Here is a 20733-nt window from a genome sequence, read left to right as displayed (position 1 = left end):
TTGGTGATGAATAGATTAGTTTTTTAGGCTTTCGAATAAAAATACCTGCTTGGAAGCAACCACACGGTCGCCCGCCTTCAATCCTTTACTGATATAGGCTTTATCGGCGGTCTTACGGCCAATTTTTATCTCCTGAATGCGTAATTTACTAGCACCATCGACCACCAGTACATAGTTTTTGTTGTCATCGAAAATAATGCCTCTGGAATTGACCAGGGGAAGGTCTGATCCTGAATTTGCAGAAATCATTACCGTAGCCATCATCCCTGGTTTTAATAAATAGCCAGGATTGGCGATACTGACCCTTGCATTCATCACCTTGCTTTCATTATCGATCATATTGTAAATCTTATCGATCTTTCCTGTGAATGTTTTTTCCGGATAAGAAAGGATAGAAAGGTGTACCAGATCTCCTTCCTTGATTCTTGAGATGTCAGATTCATAGATATTCACCATCGCCCATACGGTAGAAAGATCTGCTATAGTAAAGAGGTTTTTATCATGATCAGGACGCAGCTGCATGTTTGCATTCACATTTTTCTCTAGGATGAAACCTGATAAAGGTGATTTAATGGTGTAATTCCCACTGCTATTTCCGCCATTTAGTTTTAGAGTGGCACTGGCGCGTTTGTTTTCCGCCTGTTTAATCAGGAAGTCGTTTTTAGCCTCCTCCAATTCTCGGGCCGATGATAAACCGCTTTTATAAAGTTCTTCGGCCTGTTTCACTTGTCGTTCCGCATTTCTCAATTCTGCAGCAGCACTGATTACCTCTTTATCAAATCCAGCCATTTCTGAACTGCCCATTGTGGCCAATACTTGTCCAGCATTTACTTTATCGCCCAATCTTACCGGGACACTGCGTACCACGCCGCTCACCATAGGGAAAATCTCGGCCTTACGTTCTTCATTTGCGGTGATTTTTGCAGAAAAACTTAAGTCAGTCTTACTATTTGCTTGTTGTACAGTATCAATCAATAATCTGTTGAGGAGAGAATCGGTCACCACAAATTTCTCTGATACCGGTGCTTCTTTTGAGCTGGTGCAACTCTGGCTGGCGATAAATAATCCAATGAAAGAGAGTTTGCTGATGTTTTTTAGAAAGATTTGCATGTGGGATTATTTAAAATGGGTATAGCTTATTTAGAAATGGATAGGATTATTTAAGAGCAGTGCTAACCTGTCTCATCGTTTATTTGAAAATGTTAGATCCGGTCACATAATTAATTTCTTCCTTGGCATTCATGCGTTCATATTTCAGACGGTTCAGCTGCAAGGTGTTTTCTTTATAGGAATCATAGAAATCCAGAAATTCGATCAGACTGATGTTCCTGCTGCGGTAATTTTTGGTCACTTCATGAATCAGCTTTGTGAAGTCTGTACTGAAATTATGATCCAGACTCTGGTACAAGCCTTCTGTTCTGATCGCAGATTTATAACTGTTGTAAACTTCATTTTCCAAGGCATTTTCCTTTTGCTGGATGCCAATATTTCCCGCTTCTATAGCAATTTTAGCCTTCTTGATTTCTCCTTGATTTCTATTGAAAAGGGGCAATGGAATTTTAACGCCCAAACCGGTGTACTTTTCCGGATAGTTACCTTTCAAGTCGTAGCTGAGTGAAAGTTCTACATCAGGAATGGCATTGGCTTTTTGGATACGCAGGTTATTTTCCGCATAGCTGACCGCCGTTTTTGCCAATTGTAAATCCGAACGGTTTGCCTTTGCACTTTCCAGTAATTGTAAGTAGGGGTGTTTCTCAAATGAAAAGTTTTGCTCATCCTCAGGAGGAATGCTCAGCTGTAAAGCCACATCAGGTTTGATGTTGGTCATCAACTTTAAAGAGGTTTGCATATCTTCAATATCGTTCAGTAAACTGGTGTACTCTGCTTTTAAATTGTAAACCAGGGACTTGATTCTGATGATGTCCTTAAGGGCAATATTGCCGAGTTTAAGCTGTTGTTCTGAAGCTTGTAAAAGCTGTTCCAGCGAAATGATCTGCTGCTGGTAAATGGCGGCAGACTGCTGTGCATAATAGGCCTTGTAAAAATCACTGCGCAGGTTGTAACGTAATGTACGCATCAGGTCGAAATAGGCGTATTCAGCTAGTTTAACCCCGGTATTGGCCAGTTGAATGTTTTTGTTTCTTTTCCCTGCCAGCTTAATCAGCTGGGAAATCTGCGCACTGTATTGACCGTTAGCCATGGAGGTCTGCAGGAATTTTTTAGTCTCATGGTTGTAGAAAAGATTCTCATAACTCAGCTCTGGGTTGTCGAAAAGCTTGGCTGTAATGATCTCTGCTTTCGCTTCTTCCGTTTGGTAATTTTGGGCAATAAGCTCGTAGTTTCCTTTGATAAATAATTGCTCAGCTTCCCGGAGACTAAGTTTTAGGCTGTCTTGCGCCATACCTGTCACACTAAATCCCAGAATGAGCAGGCTGCTCAGAATTAATTGTCTTTTCATCTCCTACAAAGCTATCTGGAGTGAATTAAACCCTAATTAAAGAGAAATTAAAAGGGGATTAAAATTGAGCCTGCAGGGTTTTGAAGTATAAAACGCGGCTAGTCCGTAGGTTAGACGGCTGAATTAAGGTTTAGGGAAACGAAGGATAAAACGAGCTCCATGGCCTTTTTTTGATTGTACAGTCAGCGTTCCTTTAAACAGCGTAATGATTTTATGCGCCATATAAAGACCCATTCCGCTGCCTTCATGCCCCGTTTTTGCACTGAAGCTATAAAAAGGTTTAAAGATATCTTCCTGAATGGCTTCAGGAATCCCCGGGCCCTTGTCCTGGATAGAAATGATGGTTTCTTTCTCCTGTATATCGAGCAGACAATGCACATCCTGATGGTCGGAGAATTTAAACGCATTGGAGATGATATTGTTTAAAGCGATGCCAAATAGGGTAGGATTGGCTTTGATCAGTAATTCGGCAGGATCTTCTGGCATGTTTTTAATGTCTACCAGGAGCTTACCGCTTTCTTTTTTATTCCATTCTTCCGATATGGCCCAGAGGCTTTCGTCAATTCTGATTTCCTGTAATTCCGGTGCACCAAATTCCAGGTCTGCCTGTGCAAGGTTGAGCAGTCCTGTGATGATGTTGTCCATCTTTTCGGAATCTTCCATCACAGAAAGTAAGGCCTTTTTATAATCTTCGATTTGTCTTTCCTGCGATAAGGTAATTTCTGCAGCGATCATCATCCGGGTAACCGGAGTCCTGAGTTCATGAGAAGCATTGGCAATGAAGGTTTTTTGCAGCACAAAAGCCTGTTCTAAATGCTCCATCAGGTTGTTGAAGTTTTGGGCAAGCAAGCTGATTTCATCCTTATTATTCCCTTCTTGAACCCTAAAATGAAGGTTGCTGGATTTGATCTGCTTTACCTCATCTATAAAACGATCCAGTGGTTTTAATATTTTCTTGGCAATCCACCTTCCAGAGAGCAGCAGCCCAATAAATATGAACACAAAAATCATCACCATGATCTTCTGCAGCTTGTCTATCCGGAGGTGTGTACTTTGGTCTATACCGGAGGCGAGGATCACGAAATCGCCCTGATTGTCTTTATAAAAAATGCCGACTACCTGTCTGTCGCCATCAATGAATTGAATCTTCTTGTTTTTTCTAACTTTCTCAATTGTTTCATGACTCCAATATTGCTGGTCGTCCCCAATAAAAGTAGCCCTGTTTTTTGAATTGTAAATCCTGATTACCTCTCCATTTAAGGTTTTCAGGTATTGATTTCTGACCGTATTCAATGAATCCGCAGAGATTTCATCTGCTTCCAGATAAAGTTTGGCCGTAACCATGGTCCGGTCGGTTAGCCGCTCAAAGAAATCGGCTTCTAAAAATTTGATGAAAGTAAAATAGACCGCACACAATACCGCCAGCAGGGTTAATGTACTGATGAGGGTAAAATATAGAGAAAGGCGGTCTTTCAGTTTCATGAAAAATGCGTTTATTTAAGGATATAGCCCATACCGATTTTGGTATGGATCAATTTACGGGCAAAACCTTTTTCTATTTTTTTACGCAGAAAATTGATGTAAACATCAATCACATTGGTACCTGTGTCAAAACTTATGTCCCAGGCATTTTCCGCGATGTATTGTCGGGAAAGCAAGCGGTTTGGATTGCGCAGAAACAATTCCAGCAGTGTATGTTCTTTTGCCGTTAGCTCAATCAGTACCCCAGCTCTTTTTACTTCTTTACTATAAGTATTCAAACTGATGTCGTCAAAGCTTAAAATATGATCGTCAGTACTGCTGCCAATTACTCCATGCTGCCTGCGCAGCAAGGCCTCTATTCTGGCGAGTAACTCCTTGAAATGGAATGGTTTTACTAAATAATCGTCTGCGCCGGAGTTTAATCCTGTCACTTTATCGTCAATTGTTCCCAATGCGGTGAGCATTAAGATGGGCAGATTTTTATCGGTATGACGCAATGCTTTACAAACCGCTATGCCATTTAATCCAGGCATCATGATGTCCAGAATCACCAGGTGAAAGTCCTGATCTTTAAATGTTTTTAGGGCCTGTTCCCCGTTAGATTCGATGGTAACCAGGTATCCCTGTTCTTCCAATCCGGTTTTTATCAATCCGGCTATTTTAAGGTCATCTTCTGCTAATCCGATTTTAAACATACCTGAAAAATGGTTTTTGTTGAAGGCACAAATGTAATTTAAAAATAGCCATCCTGATTATTTCTTCCTATCCCTCAGATTATCAATTGATTTGTTAATGCAATCTTACTCTTTATTTAACATAAAAAAGCGTATCTTTGCAAAATATTGTTTGAATGGAGCAGATTTACCTTACAAAAACAGGCTGCTTTTCAAAGGCAATAATTGCCATTAAAAATATTTATGAAGAAGATTGTTGACTACAGAAAGCTATTAGGTGTACAAAAGGATGCCGAATTAAAAGAATTAAAGACCATTTACAGGAATTTGATGAAAGACTGGCACCCGGATAAATTCCAGGATAGTGAAGAAGCTAAAGCAGAAGCTGAAGCTAAAAGTAAGGAAATCATTGAAGCATATCATTTCTTAGTAAGTATTGCTCCAGAAACATTAGAGCTTTCTATTGAAGAATATACGCAAACTACTGCAACTTGCGGTATTGCTGATTATACTTGGGCAGGTTTAGTGCTAACCGTTCATTTCCTGGATGGCAGTTCTTATGAATACTTTGGTGTTCCTAAAGCTGTTTACGTGAAATTGGTTAATGCTGATTCTCCGGGTAGATTCGCACGTCGTCATATCTTCAATTCATTCCCATATAGAAATATAGCTAAACTTCAAACTGCATAAGCGCAGTTTTTAGTCACATTATATATTTAATTTCCTTAAAAGGGGTTACAGGCAGGGTGCTTTGTAACCCCTTTTTTATTAGGCGTAGTAACAGATGTAAGCAACATCGGCTTCGCAGTGTACCTCGAAAGAACTTCCCGCAGGAACTTCAAACGATTCCTGTGCTTCATAATCCTGCTGGCCATCCTTGCCAGGAAATCGAACCTGCATACGGCCCGAAATGACGACCATCGTTTCTGGCGAAGAGGCCGAAAAGGTATAACTTCCTCTTTTCATGACTCCAACGGTGGCCTTACCTGTTGGCGTTTCCATGCCCAGACTCTGAACTTTGCCTTCAAAATATACATTGTGGGATACGGTTTCTACTGCCGAAGCAGTATGGTGGGGTTGACTCATGGCTTATTTTTTTGGTTATGGGCTTAATTAATTACTCATTCTTTAATAAATAGTATGTTTTTTCCAGACCTGTTTTTTCGATCTGGAGGCTGCTGCTTTTAATCCGTCTTTTAAACCACCTTTAAATGGAGCTGCGTACTCCAAGCATTTTAATCGCTTCAAATTATTGCTGCAGCTAATTGTTTAAAACAAATGTATCGAACAAGATGATCATAAAAATTAACAGACAAAATAAATTTAAAATTTCTGTTGAAACCGACAAACAAATGGCTTAGAGTCTTGTTTAACCAATGCTGCTGTCATATCGCCAAATTCTCTGTTTTTCTACTCTAATCATCGTTGTATGTATGCATAACTTAATTTATTTATCAAAAATCTACAAGTATGAAAAAACTTTTTACTCTAATTTTAGTCGTGTTTTCCTATGTTTCCGCATTTTCTCAGGGGCACTATAACGGCTCTTCATTTAACCCTGGTGATTATTTTGCACCACATGCGGGTTTTATTATCCCAGTTTGGTACGGCTATGCAGATATGAACTACTATAATGGTGCAGGAGATAAATCAGATAAGCTGATCAATCCGGCACCGGGCAATCCGACTTCACTCGACATTAAGCAAAATGTAAAAACCAACTCTTTTATCCTGATGGCTATTTACGGAGGTAAAGGGAAGATATTGGGTGCAAACTGGGGGATAATGGCCATTCCAATGTTAAACAGCCCAACCGCAAATATTGCCCTGGATTATTATTCTAGTCAGACGGGCTCAGGAAGCTATGTTTTCAAAAATAAAAGTGTCGGTTTTGGCGATATGTATGTACAGCCAGTATGGCTTTCCTGGACAAAAGAGAAGTTCCACTATGCTTTTAACTATGGATTCTGGGCACCTACAGGTAAATTTGAACCACATGGATTAGACAATGGCGGTTTGGGGTACTGGTCGCATAACATTAGGGGAGCGGTAAGGTATAAACCGAATAAAAAAGTCGGAGTAACTGTGGCTTCAACTTTTGAAATCAACCAATGGCAAAAAGACATCGACTTTAAAGAAGGGAGTCACCTGACTATCGATATGGGCGGTACGTATTTATTAGACAACAGAGGGGATGAAGTGGGGCTATTTGCACACCATACTACTCAGATCAGTGACGATAAAGGAACCATTGGTGGTTTTGCTTCCGACCGCATCTATGGTATCGGTGGTTTTGGCTCTTACTGGATCAGGCCTAAGAAAGTAGGTCTGATGGCAAGGGTAACTCAAAACTTCGCCGCCAAAAATAGATTTTCCGGTACTGCAATACAGGCTGGGGTAAACATTCTGATTCCAACAGATCACTAATCATTGGATTTACACCGCGTATTTCCCTTTTTATTTTTTCAGCAAAATGGCTGAACAGTTTAAGTCCTTATCCGGGTTAAATTGTTCAGCCATTTTTTTATCCTTTAAGCTCATGAATGGGCTGGATTAATTAAGGGTTAATTCCTGACTTTGGCCTCTTTGGGGCTTTTCACTGAACTATTACTAGTTTGCTATTGTTTAGCTCTCCTTTTACTGCTGTAAAACCAGAGCTAAAGAAAAGCAAAACAATAGCAAAACAATAGCAAAACAGATAGCCATCTCCAACCCTATCAAATCGTTCCAAAAAAGCGTCTTTTGGTACCCATGTTTTTCAGCATTTTCTTTCTTATAGGCTGAATTTTAGTTTTTTTTCTAAAAATATGGTGGGAAACAATTATTTCCTTATAGGTTTTAAATTATCTTTATTTAGTCGGTGTGAGGTTGTTGTTGCTTTCTAACTTTGCTGGAAAATCAGCTGGTAAAACTTTGTGGATATACCTTTTGGTGCGTTGCTGAATTGAAATATTCCTGTATTTTTACTTTTACCGAATCACCAAGCCGGCATAACCAATTTATAAACATGAACAATATCAACATTAGGGCACATCAACCTGAAGATAGGCCAGCACTGCTCAGTTTGCTGAGATTAAATACACCAGCATACTTTTCTCCAGAAGAGGAAGCCGATTTTATTGATTATTTAGACCATTTCGCTGATCATTATTACGTATTGGAAATAGATGGAGAAATTCTCGGCTGCGGTGGCTTCAATTTATCTGAAGATGAGGAGACCGGTAAGATTTCCTGGGACATGTTTCATCCCAATAGCCAGGGAAAAGGACTGGGGACCGCATTAACGAAGTTTAGGATTGAGAAGATCAAAGAAATCGACAGTGTGAAAATCCTCTCCGTCAGAACTTCTCAAATGGCCTATAAATTCTATGAAAAATTTGGCCTGGAACTTAGAGAGGTCGTCAAAGATTATTGGGAAGTTGGTTTTGATTTATACCGACTGGACCAGGACATTAATTTAGTTTAAAACAAAGATCATGAAGCTTTTTACCTTAATTCTCGTATTTACTATGACCCTCCATTCTTTTCAAGACAGCAAAGCACAAACTGTGCAAAAAACAAGTCCGGCCATGTTAAATCATATTGCTGTATATGTAACTGATCTGGAGAAATCTACAGATTTCTATAAAAACACATTTGAATTGAACCAGATTCCTGAACCTTTTCATGATGGCAGACATACCTGGTTTAGTCTGGGCGCTGCCGGACAGCTTCATTTAATACAAGGGGCAAAAGGAAAAGGGAATTTTGATAAAAATGAACACTTGTGTTTCAGTGTGGTGGCTATTGATCCCTTTATTGAAAAGCTAAACGCGAGTCACATTTCTTATGAAAACTGGGCAGGAGCCGCGCAAAGCATCACACTAAGAGTCGATGGGATCAAACAAATCTATTTTCAGGATCCCGATGGGCATTGGCTGGAAGTTAATGATGACCATAAATAAAAAACTTAAACAAAAACCAGGTTGGTAAGGAACCCGGAAACCAAACACAAACACATAAATGAAAAAAGTAACTGTAATGCTCACGCTGCTTTTAACAGTAGGAAGGGTAATTGCCCAGGAAGAATCGAAACCCTATGAAGGGGTGCCAGGCTGGGCCGAAACAAAAGATCAGCGCATGAAGTGGTTCAATGATGCCCGCTTTGGAATGTTTATTCACTGGGGCTTATACAGTGCTGCCGGAGGTTCCTGGAAGGGGAAACAATATCCGCAGCATTATGCCGAATGGATCCAGACCTGGGCGCAGGTGCCCAGCAAAGAATATGCAGAGGAGCTGAAACCAAAGTTTACCGCCTCAAAATTTAATGCCGCAAATTGGGCCGCATTGGCTAAAGAAGCAGGTATGAAATATATGGTGATCACTTCCAGACATCATGAAGGATTTAGCATCTTCAACAGTAAGCAACCTTATTCTTTAAATAATTCCATTACCGGAGGTACAAATATCTCCCCGAAAGGAAGAGATTTATATGGAGAAACAGTGGCAGCATTTAAAAAAGAAGGCCTGAAAATTGGCGCTTACTATTCTCTTTTGGATTGGCAGCACCCTGATTCTTACGATAAGTTTGCCGCGAATCCCCCTAAGGAAAATCCCAACTATGAAGTCTATAAAGATTATCTGTACGGACAAATTAAAGAACTGGCCAGCAACTACGGTAAAATGGACATTCTTTGGTTGGATTTTAGCTCAAAAAACCGACAGGGAGAAACCTGGGGTACTAAACGTATCCTCACCGACCTGATCAAATGGCAGCCGGGTATTTTGGTGAACAACCGGTTCTGGGATGGCCTGGAGAATAAAAACGGAGATATGGGAACACCCGAAAAATATGTTCCGCCAACAGGATTACCGGGGATGAACTGGGAGGTGAGCCATACCACCAATGAGAGTTACGGCTATAGCGCACATGATAAAAATTGGAAATCTTATGATAAAATGATGCGCCTGTTTATCGAAACGGTGAGTAAGGGAGGAAACTTTCTGTTAAATGTAGGCCCGGATGCAGAAGGTGTAATTCCTGAGCCGGCAGTAGCAATTTTAAAGCAGATCGGAACCTGGATGAAGGTCAATAATGAAGCAATTTATGGGACTACTGCAAGCCCGTTCCAGCCTTTAGAATGGGGATATGCAACACAGAAGCCAGGGAAACTTTACCTGGAAGTATTTGATGCACCAAAAGATGGTACTTTAGAAGTGCCCCTTTCTAATGCAGTTGCCAAAGCTTATATCTTAGGGACTAAAGGGAAAACCTTAGTGGTAAAAACAACAGACAAAGGAAAGGTGCTGCAATTGCCTGCAGATTTTTCAGGCCCTAAACCAATGGTGCTGGTGCTGGAGATCAAAGGAGCACCAAAAGTTTGGAATAACCGCGTGAGTTCATTGGCCGATGGCAGGATTGTACTCACTGCAAACCAGGCACAGCTGACTGGAGATGGCGGAATAAAATTGAAAGGCGCATCCACCCATGATCCTAACAGACCAAATACCATCGCTTTCTGGACTGATAAATCAGATGCTGCGCATTGGGATATGAAAGTTCAGCGCCCAGGAAAGTATAAAGTAATGGTCAACTATTTTGCAAATGCAAATACGGGTGGAGAACTCAGTATTGCGCTGGAGAAAAACACCTTAAATTATACATTTTCTAGCTCAGAAACGCCCGGTTTCAAAGAGGTAGAGGCAGGTGTAATTGATATTTCTCAACAAGCGATCGGAGCACAGTCTCTGAGGTTACAGCTTAAACTTTTAACGCTAAAAGGCCAGTCGATGGCTGAAATTAGCAGCATTACACTGATCCCAATGTAAAGGAGCTGATTTCTGTAAATGATTCTAAAGGGCTGGAAATTTAACGATTTCCGGCCCTTTTTATGAATAAGCCAAAATGTCTTTAACGATGTTTTTAATGGGGCTGCTTTGGCTTAGATATGAGTTTTAAAAGATAAGTCAGGAGCATAAGGAGCAGCAGCGCGGTGATCAATAAACAGCTGGACAACCAAAAATAGGAATCTGTAGTTAGCTGTGTCATAATGTTTAATCGGCTCATAAAATGATAATTTAAGCTGTGTTTTGAGTTAACAATTCTTGTTTTTTACTAAAATACCAGCACTTTCCTAGCAGGGGAAAAGTAATTGACCAGTAACCAGTGGCATTCCACCAAAGACAATTTTAAGCAGACGATTGCTGAATAAAGTAATCTTGCTGGTTTTGCAATTACTAATATAGTTAGTAAAATAATAAAAATGTTAAAAATTTTAGCATAACTTTGTGGACATCAAAAAAATATTTCATGACTTCAAATAAACAGATCATCCACATGGATCAGGATGCCTTTTTCGTGTCTGTGGAGGTGCAGAAAGATCCCAGTTTAATAGGGAAGCCAGTAATTATTGGTGGAACTTCTGATCGTGGGGTGGTGGCCTCCTGTAGTTATGAAGCTAGAAAGTTTGGGGTACATGCTGCCATGAGTTCCCGAATGGCAAAAATGCTTTGTCCGCATGCGATTTTTGTGAAAGGAAATATGGACGCTTATTCTAAAGCTTCTTTTGAAATTACAGAGATCCTGAGGGAGCGCGTTCCATTAATAGAAAAAGCCAGCATAGACGAGCACTATATCGACATGACAGGAATGGACCGCTTTCATGGAGTGCTTAAATATGCCCATGAGCTGCGGCAAATCGTTATTAAAGAAACAGGTTTACCCATTTCTTTTGGGCTTTCGGTCAATAAAACGGTCTCCAAGATGGCCACCAATGAGTGTAAACCTAATGGAGAGCTCAATGTAGAACAGCTAAAAGTACAGGACTTCCTGAATCCTTTATCCATTCGTAAAATCCCAGGACTCGGAGAAAAAACATTTGTGAAACTTAGCGATATGGGGATTAAAAAAATCCATACGCTGACACAGATTCATCCCGATCAAATGAATACTATTTTAGGGAAAAATGGACTGGCGCTGCTGCAAAAAGCGAAAGGAATCGACCATTCGCCGGTGATTCCTTATCAGGAGCAGAAAAGTATCGGTACACAATGTACTTTTAAGGCCGATACAATTGATATAGATACGATCAATAACCTGATCACCTCAATGGTCATGGATCTGGCATTCGACCTGCGTCAGAAAAAAAAACTGACTGCCTGTATTACCGTCACCATTCGCTATGCGAATTTCGAGGATGTGACGAAACAAATCACGATTTCTTATACTTCTCTGGATAGTGTATTGATTGCTAAAGCCAAAGAATTGTTTCGTCAGCTGTACCAAAAACGGATGTTGCTGCGCCTGGTTGGTGTACGGCTGTCTAACCTGGTAACCGGTCATGAACAGATCGATTTATACAGTGAATCTCAGGAACAATATAGCCTGTATCAGGCATTAGACAAAATTCGAAACCGGTTTGGAGATAAGGCCATTAAACTGGCCTCTACCTTGAACATAGATTTATAGGCCATGTATTTGAATGTTCATTCTCAATATAGCCTGCGTTACGGAACGATGTCTATTCCTAAATTGATCGCAGAAGCGGTATCCCTGGGCATCACTCAATTGGTGCTCACCGATATTAATAATTCTACCGGCATCATGGAATTCATCCGTGTCTGTGATGAAAAAGGGATTAAGCCTATTGGAGGAATAGAATTCCGACGGGATAAAAAACTGCTTTATATCGGCATTGCCAGGAATAAAGAGGGAATGAAGGAGCTGAATGATTTTTTAACGATGCATAACCTGGAGGAAAAAGCTTTGCCGGATACTGTTCCGGAAATGCAGCATGCCTATATCATTTATCCCTATAGCTATGCAGAACCGCTGAAAGCCAATGAATACCTGGGCATTCATTTTGAAGAACTTCCGCTGTTGTACCAGAAAGATCTGACCGCGATAAAAGATAAACTATTGGCCCTGCAGCCGGTATTTGTAGCCGATAAACTGGAGTATCGTTTGCATGAATACCTTCGAGGAATAGACCTGAATGTCTTATTAAGTAGGGTAGAACCAGATGATAAATGTAGAAATACGGATATGTTCCTTCCTCCGGGAGCATTGGAAAGCCGTTTTAATAAATATGCTTTTATCCTCGATAATACCCGAAACCTGATGAATACCTGTGTCATGGATTATCCGAAAGGGCGTGTTAACCTGAACAGGAGAACTTTTACAGGAAAAAAAGAGGACGACAGAGCCTTGCTCTATAAGCTGGCCATGGAAGGATTGGTGTTCCGTTATGGCAAAAATAACCGCGAGGCTTTAAATAAGGTGAAGGAAGAGCTCAAAGTAATCTACGACCTGGATTTCTGTGCTTATTTTTTGATTACCTGGGACATTATCCGCTATTCTATGGCGAAAGGATATTACCATGTAGGCCGCGGTTCTGGTGCCAATAGTACGGTGGCCTATTGCCTGCAGATTACAGATGTAGATCCGATTGAGCTGGACCTTTATTTTGAACGTTTCCTGAATGCACAGCGCACCTCTCCTCCGGATTTTGACATTGATTATTCCTGGGATGAAAGGGAAGATGTGCAGGATTATATCTTTAAGCGGTATGGAAAAGAACATACTGCATTGTTGGGCACGATGTCTACTTTCAAAGATCGGAGTGTGATCCGGGAAATAGGAAAGGTAATGGGCTTACCTAAAGCAGAGATCGACAGCTTTACCGACCGTACACAGCTGATCGCCAATCAGGACCATCCTACTTTTAAAAAGATCATGGCTGCGTATGCGATGATGGCAGATATGCCGAATCAGCGTTCTATTCATGCGGGAGGGGTGCTGATTTCGGAAGAGGCAATTACCTATTATACTGCATTGGATTTACCGCCAAAAGGGATGCCTACCGTACAATGGGATATGTATGAAGCCGAGAAAATAGGTTTTGATAAATATGATATCCTGAGTCAGCGGGGGATTGGGCATATCAAAGAAGCGGTACGTTTGGTGGAGGAAAACCTGCAGCGAAAAATTGATGTGCATCAGGTGAAAACCTTTATGGAGGATCCGAAACTCAATGCCCGCCTGCAAACCGGGAATACGATCGGCTGTTTCTATATCGAATCTCCCGCCATGCGGCAATTGCTGACGAAGCTGCGCTGTGAAAACTATAGGACACTTGTGGCCGCAAGTTCTATTATCCGACCGGGAGTGGCACAGTCGGGCATGATGAAAACGTATATCCAGAGTTACCACGATCCTAAAAATGTGAAATACCTGCATCCGGTAATGGAAGAGACGCTGGGGGATACTTTTGGCGTAATGGTTTACCAGGAAGATGTGATTAAAGTATGTATTCATTATGCCGGAATGGATGGTACTGACGCCGATATTCTGAGAAGAGGAATGAGTGGGAAATACCGTTCCAGAACGGAATTTGATAAACTGGTAGAGAAGTTTATGGAGGGTTCTAAAGCTTTGGGAAGAGCAGAAGAGGTCACTAAAGAGGTATGGCGACAAGTATCATCTTTTGCCGGCTATAGTTTTTCTAAAGCACATTCTGCAAGTTTTGCCGTAGAAAGTTACCAGAGCCTATACTTAAAAACATATTTTCCGAGAGAGTTTATGGTAGGCGTGCTCAATAATTATGGGGGCTTTTATTCCAGATGGCTGTATGTGCATGAGCTGAAAAAAGCAGGCGCGGAAATTCATCTCCCTTGTGTAAATCATAGTTCGGAAGGGGTTTCCATCAATGGAATAGCCGCATACCTTGGTTTTATTGGCATCCAGGGGCTGGAAAATAAGTTCATCACTTTGATTCCTGAGGAAAGAAAACGTAATGGGGATTACCTCGGACTGGAAGATCTGCTGAAACGGACAGAAATAGGTTTAGAGCAGGCAATTATTCTGATTCGTGTAGGTGCGCTGCGCTTTACCGGCAAAAGTAAAAAAGTGCTGCTTTGGGAGGTACACTCTTTATTAGGTAGTAAAATCCGGCCGGTTCAGGGGGCAGAATTGTTTGAGATTCCGGCAAAACATTATGAGCTGCCTGTGCTCCTCAATACCTTATTGGAAGATGCTTACCATGAGCTGGAGCTGCTGGGCTTTCCAATCAGCCTGTCTTTGTTTGATTTATTGCAGACCAGCTATCGCGGAGATCTTTGTACCGCCGACCTGACACAGCATATTGGAAAAACAGTCAAAATGGTGGGACAGTATGTCTGTGAGAAAACAGTTCAGATGAAAAACAATAAGAAAATGTGGTTCGGAACCTTTCTGGATGCTGCCGGAAATTTCTTTGATACGACACATTTCCCAACCACTACGCCTGTTTATCCCTTTAGAGGGACAGGGTGTTACCTGATCCTGGGAAAGGTAGTTTCCGATTTTGGTTTCCCCAGTGTGGAGGTGATCAAATTTGCAAAATTACCCATTGTTGGCAATCCGGTAATGGCCTGAAAGATGTAGATTTGGACTCAGCCTATAACGAATTACCTATGATTAATGATGTGAAGATCCTGGAAACAGAACTGCTTTCCGACAACTGGTACACGCTGCGAAAAATCACCTATGAATACTTGAAAAAAGATGGCAGCAAGCAGGTGCAGAGCAGAGAAGCCTATGATAGGGGGAATGGTGCAGTGATTTTATTATACAACAAGGAACTGCGTAAAGTGATCCTGACCAGACAGTTTCGCCTGCCTACTTTTTTAAATGGCAATGCGTCTGGAATGTTAATTGAAGCCTGTGCTGGATTGCTGGATACCGATAATCCGGAAGATTGTATCAAAAGAGAAACTGAAGAAGAAACCGGTTACCAGATTACAGAAGTAAAAAAGGTTTTTGAAGCGTATATGTCGCCGGGCTCAGTGACCGAAATTCTTTATTTCTTCCTGGCAGAATATAACCAGTCGATGAAAGTGAATGAAGGGGGCGGACTAGAGCATGAAGAGGAAAATATTGAAGTATTGGAACTCGATATAGAAGAAGCCATGAAAATGATGGAAACCGGAGAGATTAAAGACGCCAAAACCATAATGTTACTGCAATATGTCAGACTGCATCAGCTGCTGTAATTAATATTTAAATTTTTTACTCCTTTTATGAGATAATGTTGTTAGTTTCGCAATGAATATTAATGCTGCTTTCTCAAATACGCTCTTTCAAACTGTTTTTGTTTACTGCAAATTAAAATTCTAAAGGAATAAGGCGATGATATTCGTGTTTGTTTCTTGGATTAAAGATATCTGTAGTCTAGTAAACAGAATAAAAAACGGGGCGATACCGAAAGGCCATAAGAGTAGGAAACAAACTAACCACACAAAGTGAAAAAAATTCTATCTATTTCAGCATTATCAGTGACTTTACTTTTCTCTAGCTGCGCGACTATCTTTACAGGTTCAAAGCAGACCGTTCAAATCCAATCTACGCCTCCGGGAGCAGATATTGAAGTAGATGGCATCTCTGCAGGAGTAACTCCAGCAGCCGTTAGACTTAAAAGAGGCTTTACCGGTCAAACAGTAAGCTTGAAAAAAGACGGTTATGAAGCAAAATTCTTACAGCCTGCTACTACCTTTAATCCAGTGGCAATTTTAAACTTATTCGGTATTATTGGCTGGGGTATCGATGCCGCTACAGGAGCAATGATGAAATATGATCCTAAAGTGATTGATGTAAAGTTAACGCCAGCAAAAGAAGCTAAAGAAACAGCTAAAGCGAACTAAAAAATAATTGCATTCCCTAACCGGGGGAGCTTTAAAAAGTTGAAGCTGGAGATACTCCAGTTCAACTTTTTTTTATGGACTATCGTGTAAGTTCTGGATAAATACCCTTGGCGTAACTCCATATTGTTTCTTAAACTCTCTGCTGAAATATTTAGGATCATTGAAACCCACCAGGTAGGAGATTTCCGATATCGTATATACTTTATGTTCCAGCAGCTGCGCTGCTTTTTTCAGTCGGATGGTTTTAATAAAATCATTGACTGATAAATCTGTGATGGCCCGTATCTTTTTATACAATATCGGCTGACTCATGCCTACTTCAATCGCCAATTCCGGAACACCAACCTCCTGATCTGCCAGATTAGCCTCAATATAAGCCATGACTTTTTCCATGAATGCCTGATCTGTAGCGCCAATTACAATATTTTGGGGCTGTAAGATGACCTGCTGGGCGTATTTCTGACGCATCATTGCTCTGGACTGCAGTAAGTTTCTAACATTTAACTCGAGCAGGGCAGTGCTGAAAGGTTTTGTTACATAAACATCTGCGCCAGTTTCCAGACCACTAACCTGATGGATATGGGAAGATCGGGCAGTAAGTAAAATCACCGGGATATGGCTGGTGCGCTCATCTGTTTTTAACCTTCTGCACAATTCTAAACCATCCATCACCGGCATCATAATGTCGCAGATGATCAGGTCTGGGAGTAATTCTATAGCTGCTTCCCAGCCTTTTAGTCCATTTACGCTTTCTTCTACCTGATATTGCGGCTTCATTAGATTAGCAATCAAATCTCTGATTTCTGGGTTGTCTTCTACAATTAATACAGTTTCTTTAGCACTTAAGGTTGATTTTTCTGTTCCGGAAGGGGATAGCTCATTACTTTCCATTTGCCGGTTGTTTTCAGCTATAGTGCTAGTCTGAGCAGCAGTTGTAGCACTAGCTGCAGGAGCATCCGCAAAGGAGGAAATCGAATAATCATGGACTTGATTTTCCTGAAGCTGATCCGCTTTGAAATGGGCTTTACCCTTTTTCAGTTTTACGGTAAAACAAGTGTCGCCTGCTTTTACAGCGGTGGCCACATTACTTTCAATCCCAATTTTTCCATGATGTGCCTCCACTACACTTTTAGAAAGTGCCAGTCCTATCCCGGATCCGATGTGATTCGAGCCTTGCTCATCTACCTGGAAAAAATTGCTGAATAATTTATTCTGACTCTCATAAGGAATCCCTTTTCCATTGTCGCGGATTTTGATTTCCACAGCATCGCCTTGATCATCAATAGAAAGAGAGATGCTGCCTTCATCATCTGTAAATTTAAAAGCATTACTGAGCAGGTTGAACAATACCTTTTCCATCTGTACTTTATCAAAATATAGGAGAATAGGATCGTCAGTACTGTTAAATGTATAGCGGATATTCCTGCTGATGGCGAGGTGCTGAAAAGCATAGAAGATCTCTTTACTGAAACTGACGATGTTTTCGGGACTGATATTTAACTTTAGATAGCCGGAATCAGCTTTTCTAAAATCCATGAGTTCGGTAATCAGACGCATCAGCCTGTCGGCATTATTTTTAATGGGCAGCACTTGCTTGTGGAGGTCATACTGGCCTTCCGTACTTTTCAATAGGTTTTCTAAAGGCCCAAGAATGAGGGTCAATGGTGTCCTGATTTCATGGGATATATTGGTGAAGAAACTCAGCTTCATCTGCTGAATGTCTTCCGATCTTTTGAGTAAAGCCCGAATGATCAGATAGCGTACACTTAGGAATAAAATAATAGAAATGATGAGCGCATATATGCAATAAGCCCACCAACTGGCCCAAATAGGGGGCAGGATATGGATGTCTATACTGGCCACACTGCCGCCAGGTGTCCCATCATTATTTTTGCCTTTGACCAGAAAGGTATAAGTTCCGGAAGGTAAATTAGTATAGGTCGCAAAAGGGTTGCTGACCTCATTCCATTCTTCATCATAGCTCTCCAGTTTATAGGAATACCTGTTTTTATCCGGTTTGATATAGTTTAAAAGGGCAAAGCCGATGGTGAAGTGGTTTTGGTCGTGTCCAAAAGTAATGCTTTTACTGCTGCTGATGTCTTCTTTTAACAGCTGATCAGGGCCATCTACAGTCACGGGTTTATTGAATAATTTCAGGCCGGTAAAAATGATCGGGTTGGTTTGGCTGTTGATTTCTATTTCCGCTGGAAAGAATGACGTAAGGCCGTTGTAGCCACCAAAGAAAAGTTCACCGGCGCTGTCTTTAAAGTAAGACCTGACATTGAAATCGTTCCCTGCAAGACCATCACTTTTGGTATAGATCCTGAAAGTCTGTGTTTTCGGATCGAATTTGGATAAGCCATGATCGGTACTGATCCATAAATTACGCTGCTCGTCTTCAATGATACCCAGCACATTATTATTGGAAAGGCCTTCTTTCTCCGTGTAGGTTTTGAATTTCCCGCTTTTCGGATTGTAAATGCTCAGTCCACCAAAGTAGGTGCCTATAGCCAGATTTCCATTGGAAATTTGTACGATGCAATTGATATAGTCCGACTGTAGTTGATCAGCATTCCCCTTGTCTTTAAAGAAGGAGCGTAGTTTTTTTGTACTCAGGTGATAAGCATGTAAACCGGCCTGTGTGCCTATCCATAGGTTTTTGTCGCGATCCTCATAAAGGAATTGGATCCTTTTATTTTGTAGTTTACTTTCTACCGGACTTTTACGGGTCTGAGTTTCATAGTGGCCATTTACTGTTTTCAGTAAGTTAAGGCCACTGTAGGTGCCTACCCAGATATTTTGGTCGCTGGCAGCGGAGATGGCGATAATTTCGGCTGTACTTGCTGTATTGCTACTGTCCTTAATATTGACAATGTGCTGAAAGGTCTTACTAACTGTGTTGAAAAAGTTTAATCCCCCATGGTGAGTGCCGATGAGTAAATTTCCTGCTTTGTCTTTGCAAATGGTTTTGATAAGGTTGGAGGTTAGTCCGGCTTTGTCATTCAGATTGATTTTATAAGCAGTATAGGTGTTATTGCTGCGGTTGAAATAGTTTAAACCACCTCCTTCTGTTCCAATCCATAGGTTATGCTGTGTATCTTCTACAATGGAACTGACAATATTACTGCTGATACTTGGCCTTAACCGACTGTTTTTGGAGGCATGGAATTGTGTAGCAAAAGGATGAATGATATTTACACCGCCATAAAAGGTGCCGATCCAAATGCTATTGTTGCGGTCCTGATAAATACTATGTATGGAATTATGGCTTAAACTGCCTTTTTTCTCCGGATCATGGAGATAATTACTAAAGGTTTTTTGCTGTGGATCCAGGATACTCAAACCTTCCTGAGTCCCAATCCATAAGGTACCATCTCTGTTCAGCATAATTTCTCTGATGTCGTTGTGGACAATGGAGTTGCTGTTTTCGTTATGTTTATAGGTAAGGAAGGATCTACTGTCCGGCTGAAAAAGGTTCAAACCATTGTCGGTGCCCACCCATAAATTTTGTTGTTTATCGACTTGCAGACTGGTGATGTAATTGGAGCTGATGGTTCCGGGTTTACCGCCTTTATAGTGAAAAGCCTCATAGCTGAATTTTCCTGGCGTTAGGTTCATGCGGACTAATCCGTTTAAAGTAGCCAGCCAAACTGCTCCATCTTTTTGTCGGATGATGGAATAGATATTGTTGATTCCACGGTTGTTCTGGTCATCTTTAAATAGAAAAGTCTGAAACTCATTTTTATTCCGGTTTGTCAGCAGGTTTGCACCACGTAAAGTCCCCACCCATATGTTCCCTTGCGGGTCTTCATAAATATGTTCTATGCTGTTACTACTCAGTCCTTTTTTGTTTTTCGGCTGATAAAATATCCGTTGAAAGTTATCTTTTTTTGCATCATACCTGTTTAGGCCGTTCACTGTTCCCACCCAAAGTATCCCTTTTGAATCGCTGAGTGTGGCGGTAATCTCATCACTGGAAATACTATTTGTGTCTTTAGGATTGTTTTTATAGACTTTGAACTGGTAACCATCATAGCGGTTCAATCCATGTTTGGTACCAAACCAAAGTAACTGCTGCCGGTCCTGACTGATCGTCATGACGGAGTTTTGGGATAGGCCTTGTTCCAGGGTCAGGTTGCCAAAACGAAGTTGCTGCTGAGCGCAGACTATAGCCGGTAATAAAACAAGAAAGGAAAGCAATGCCATGCAAAAGCTCCTTTTAATGAATATCATGATTTTTCCTCCCCCGAGTTTATGAATGGTTAGTATTTAAAGCCATGAATATCTGATTATTCATCCTTATTCCCCCCTGGTTTTTGATTTTTCTACCCTTTCTTTTAGAATAATCATCTTTTAAAAAATAATATTCCTACAGCTTTGGTTTAACCAAAAAGCATAAACCAAACTATGAAAAACCTTCTTTTAACCCCCAGATTTCTTTTGATCAGCAAATAATAAAAA

At 40.9% G+C, this 20733-nt stretch carries 15 protein-coding genes; 9 read left to right on the top strand and 6 right to left on the bottom strand.

Going from position 1 to position 20733, the window contains the following annotated elements; genetic code table 11:
- Window positions 1-15: 15 nt before the first annotated feature.
- The 4 genes from K7X70_RS21410 to K7X70_RS21395 form a co-directional block, all read right to left on the bottom strand.
- Window positions 16-1110, bottom strand: a complete 1095-nt coding sequence (locus K7X70_RS21410) for an efflux RND transporter periplasmic adaptor subunit (protein WP_222538962.1) — start codon at window positions 1108-1110, stop codon at window positions 16-18.
- Window positions 1111-1189: 79 nt separating this feature from the next.
- Complete coding sequence (locus K7X70_RS21405) at window positions 1190-2458, bottom strand: TolC family protein (RefSeq protein ID WP_222538961.1); 1269 nt, start codon at window positions 2456-2458, stop codon at window positions 1190-1192.
- 123 nt (window positions 2459-2581) lie between these two features.
- The gene (locus K7X70_RS21400) at window positions 2582-3940 is read right to left on the bottom strand and encodes an ATP-binding protein (protein WP_222538960.1); all 1359 of its coding nucleotides are present in this window, start codon (window positions 3938-3940) and stop codon (window positions 2582-2584) included.
- Window positions 3941-3951: 11 nt separating this feature from the next.
- Window positions 3952-4635, bottom strand: coding sequence for a response regulator transcription factor (locus tag K7X70_RS21395; protein WP_222538959.1), 684 nt, complete (start codon window positions 4633-4635; stop codon window positions 3952-3954).
- A 222-nt stretch (window positions 4636-4857) separates the two neighbouring features.
- Here K7X70_RS21395 and K7X70_RS21390 point away from each other — a divergent pair, with 222 nt between their 5' ends.
- The gene (locus K7X70_RS21390; protein WP_222538958.1) at window positions 4858-5304 is read left to right on the top strand and encodes a KTSC domain-containing protein; all 447 of its coding nucleotides are present in this window, start codon (window positions 4858-4860) and stop codon (window positions 5302-5304) included.
- A gap of 78 nt (window positions 5305-5382) precedes the next feature.
- Here K7X70_RS21390 and ppnP read toward each other — a convergent pair whose 3' ends face one another.
- The gene (gene ppnP / locus K7X70_RS21385) at window positions 5383-5700 is read right to left on the bottom strand and encodes a pyrimidine/purine nucleoside phosphorylase (RefSeq protein WP_222538957.1); all 318 of its coding nucleotides are present in this window, start codon (window positions 5698-5700) and stop codon (window positions 5383-5385) included.
- Between the two features lie 384 nt (window positions 5701-6084).
- Between ppnP and K7X70_RS21380 the strand changes: the two genes are divergently transcribed.
- From K7X70_RS21380 to K7X70_RS21345, 8 genes are all read left to right on the top strand, one after another.
- On the top strand, window positions 6085-7041 hold the full coding sequence (locus tag K7X70_RS21380) for a SphA family protein (protein ID WP_222538956.1): 957 nt from the start codon (window positions 6085-6087) through the stop codon (window positions 7039-7041).
- A gap of 580 nt (window positions 7042-7621) precedes the next feature.
- Window positions 7622-8080, top strand: a complete 459-nt coding sequence (locus K7X70_RS21375) for a GNAT family N-acetyltransferase (RefSeq protein WP_222538955.1) — start codon at window positions 7622-7624, stop codon at window positions 8078-8080.
- A gap of 10 nt (window positions 8081-8090) precedes the next feature.
- Window positions 8091-8558 (top strand): VOC family protein, encoded by a 468-nt coding sequence (locus tag K7X70_RS21370; RefSeq protein ID WP_255607499.1) that lies wholly within the window; start codon window positions 8091-8093, stop codon window positions 8556-8558.
- A gap of 58 nt (window positions 8559-8616) precedes the next feature.
- Entirely contained in the window at window positions 8617-10422 is a 1806-nt protein-coding gene (locus K7X70_RS21365; protein ID WP_222538954.1) for an alpha-L-fucosidase, read from the top strand.
- A gap of 481 nt (window positions 10423-10903) precedes the next feature.
- Complete coding sequence (dinB, locus tag K7X70_RS21360; RefSeq protein ID WP_222538953.1) at window positions 10904-12061, top strand: DNA polymerase IV; 1158 nt, start codon at window positions 10904-10906, stop codon at window positions 12059-12061.
- Between the two features lie 3 nt (window positions 12062-12064).
- Window positions 12065-15007, top strand: a complete 2943-nt coding sequence (dnaE, locus tag K7X70_RS21355; protein ID WP_222538952.1) for a DNA polymerase III subunit alpha — start codon at window positions 12065-12067, stop codon at window positions 15005-15007.
- Window positions 15008-15018: 11 nt separating this feature from the next.
- Window positions 15019-15624 (top strand): GDP-mannose pyrophosphatase NudK, encoded by a 606-nt coding sequence (nudK, locus tag K7X70_RS21350; RefSeq protein ID WP_255607497.1) that lies wholly within the window; start codon window positions 15019-15021, stop codon window positions 15622-15624.
- Between the two features lie 249 nt (window positions 15625-15873).
- Window positions 15874-16272, top strand: a complete 399-nt coding sequence (locus tag K7X70_RS21345; protein WP_222538951.1) for a PEGA domain-containing protein — start codon at window positions 15874-15876, stop codon at window positions 16270-16272.
- 72 nt (window positions 16273-16344) lie between these two features.
- On the opposite strand, the gene K7X70_RS21340 is transcribed toward K7X70_RS21345, so the two are convergent.
- On the bottom strand, window positions 16345-20505 hold the full coding sequence (locus K7X70_RS21340) for a hybrid sensor histidine kinase/response regulator transcription factor (RefSeq protein ID WP_222538950.1): 4161 nt from the start codon (window positions 20503-20505) through the stop codon (window positions 16345-16347).
- Window positions 20506-20733 lie beyond the last annotated feature (228 nt).

This window comes from Pedobacter polysacchareus (genome assembly GCF_019802255.1).
GTDB lineage: Bacteria > Bacteroidota > Bacteroidia > Sphingobacteriales > Sphingobacteriaceae > Pedobacter > Pedobacter polysacchareus.
This window is presented reverse-complemented; position numbering and strand designations above follow the sequence as displayed.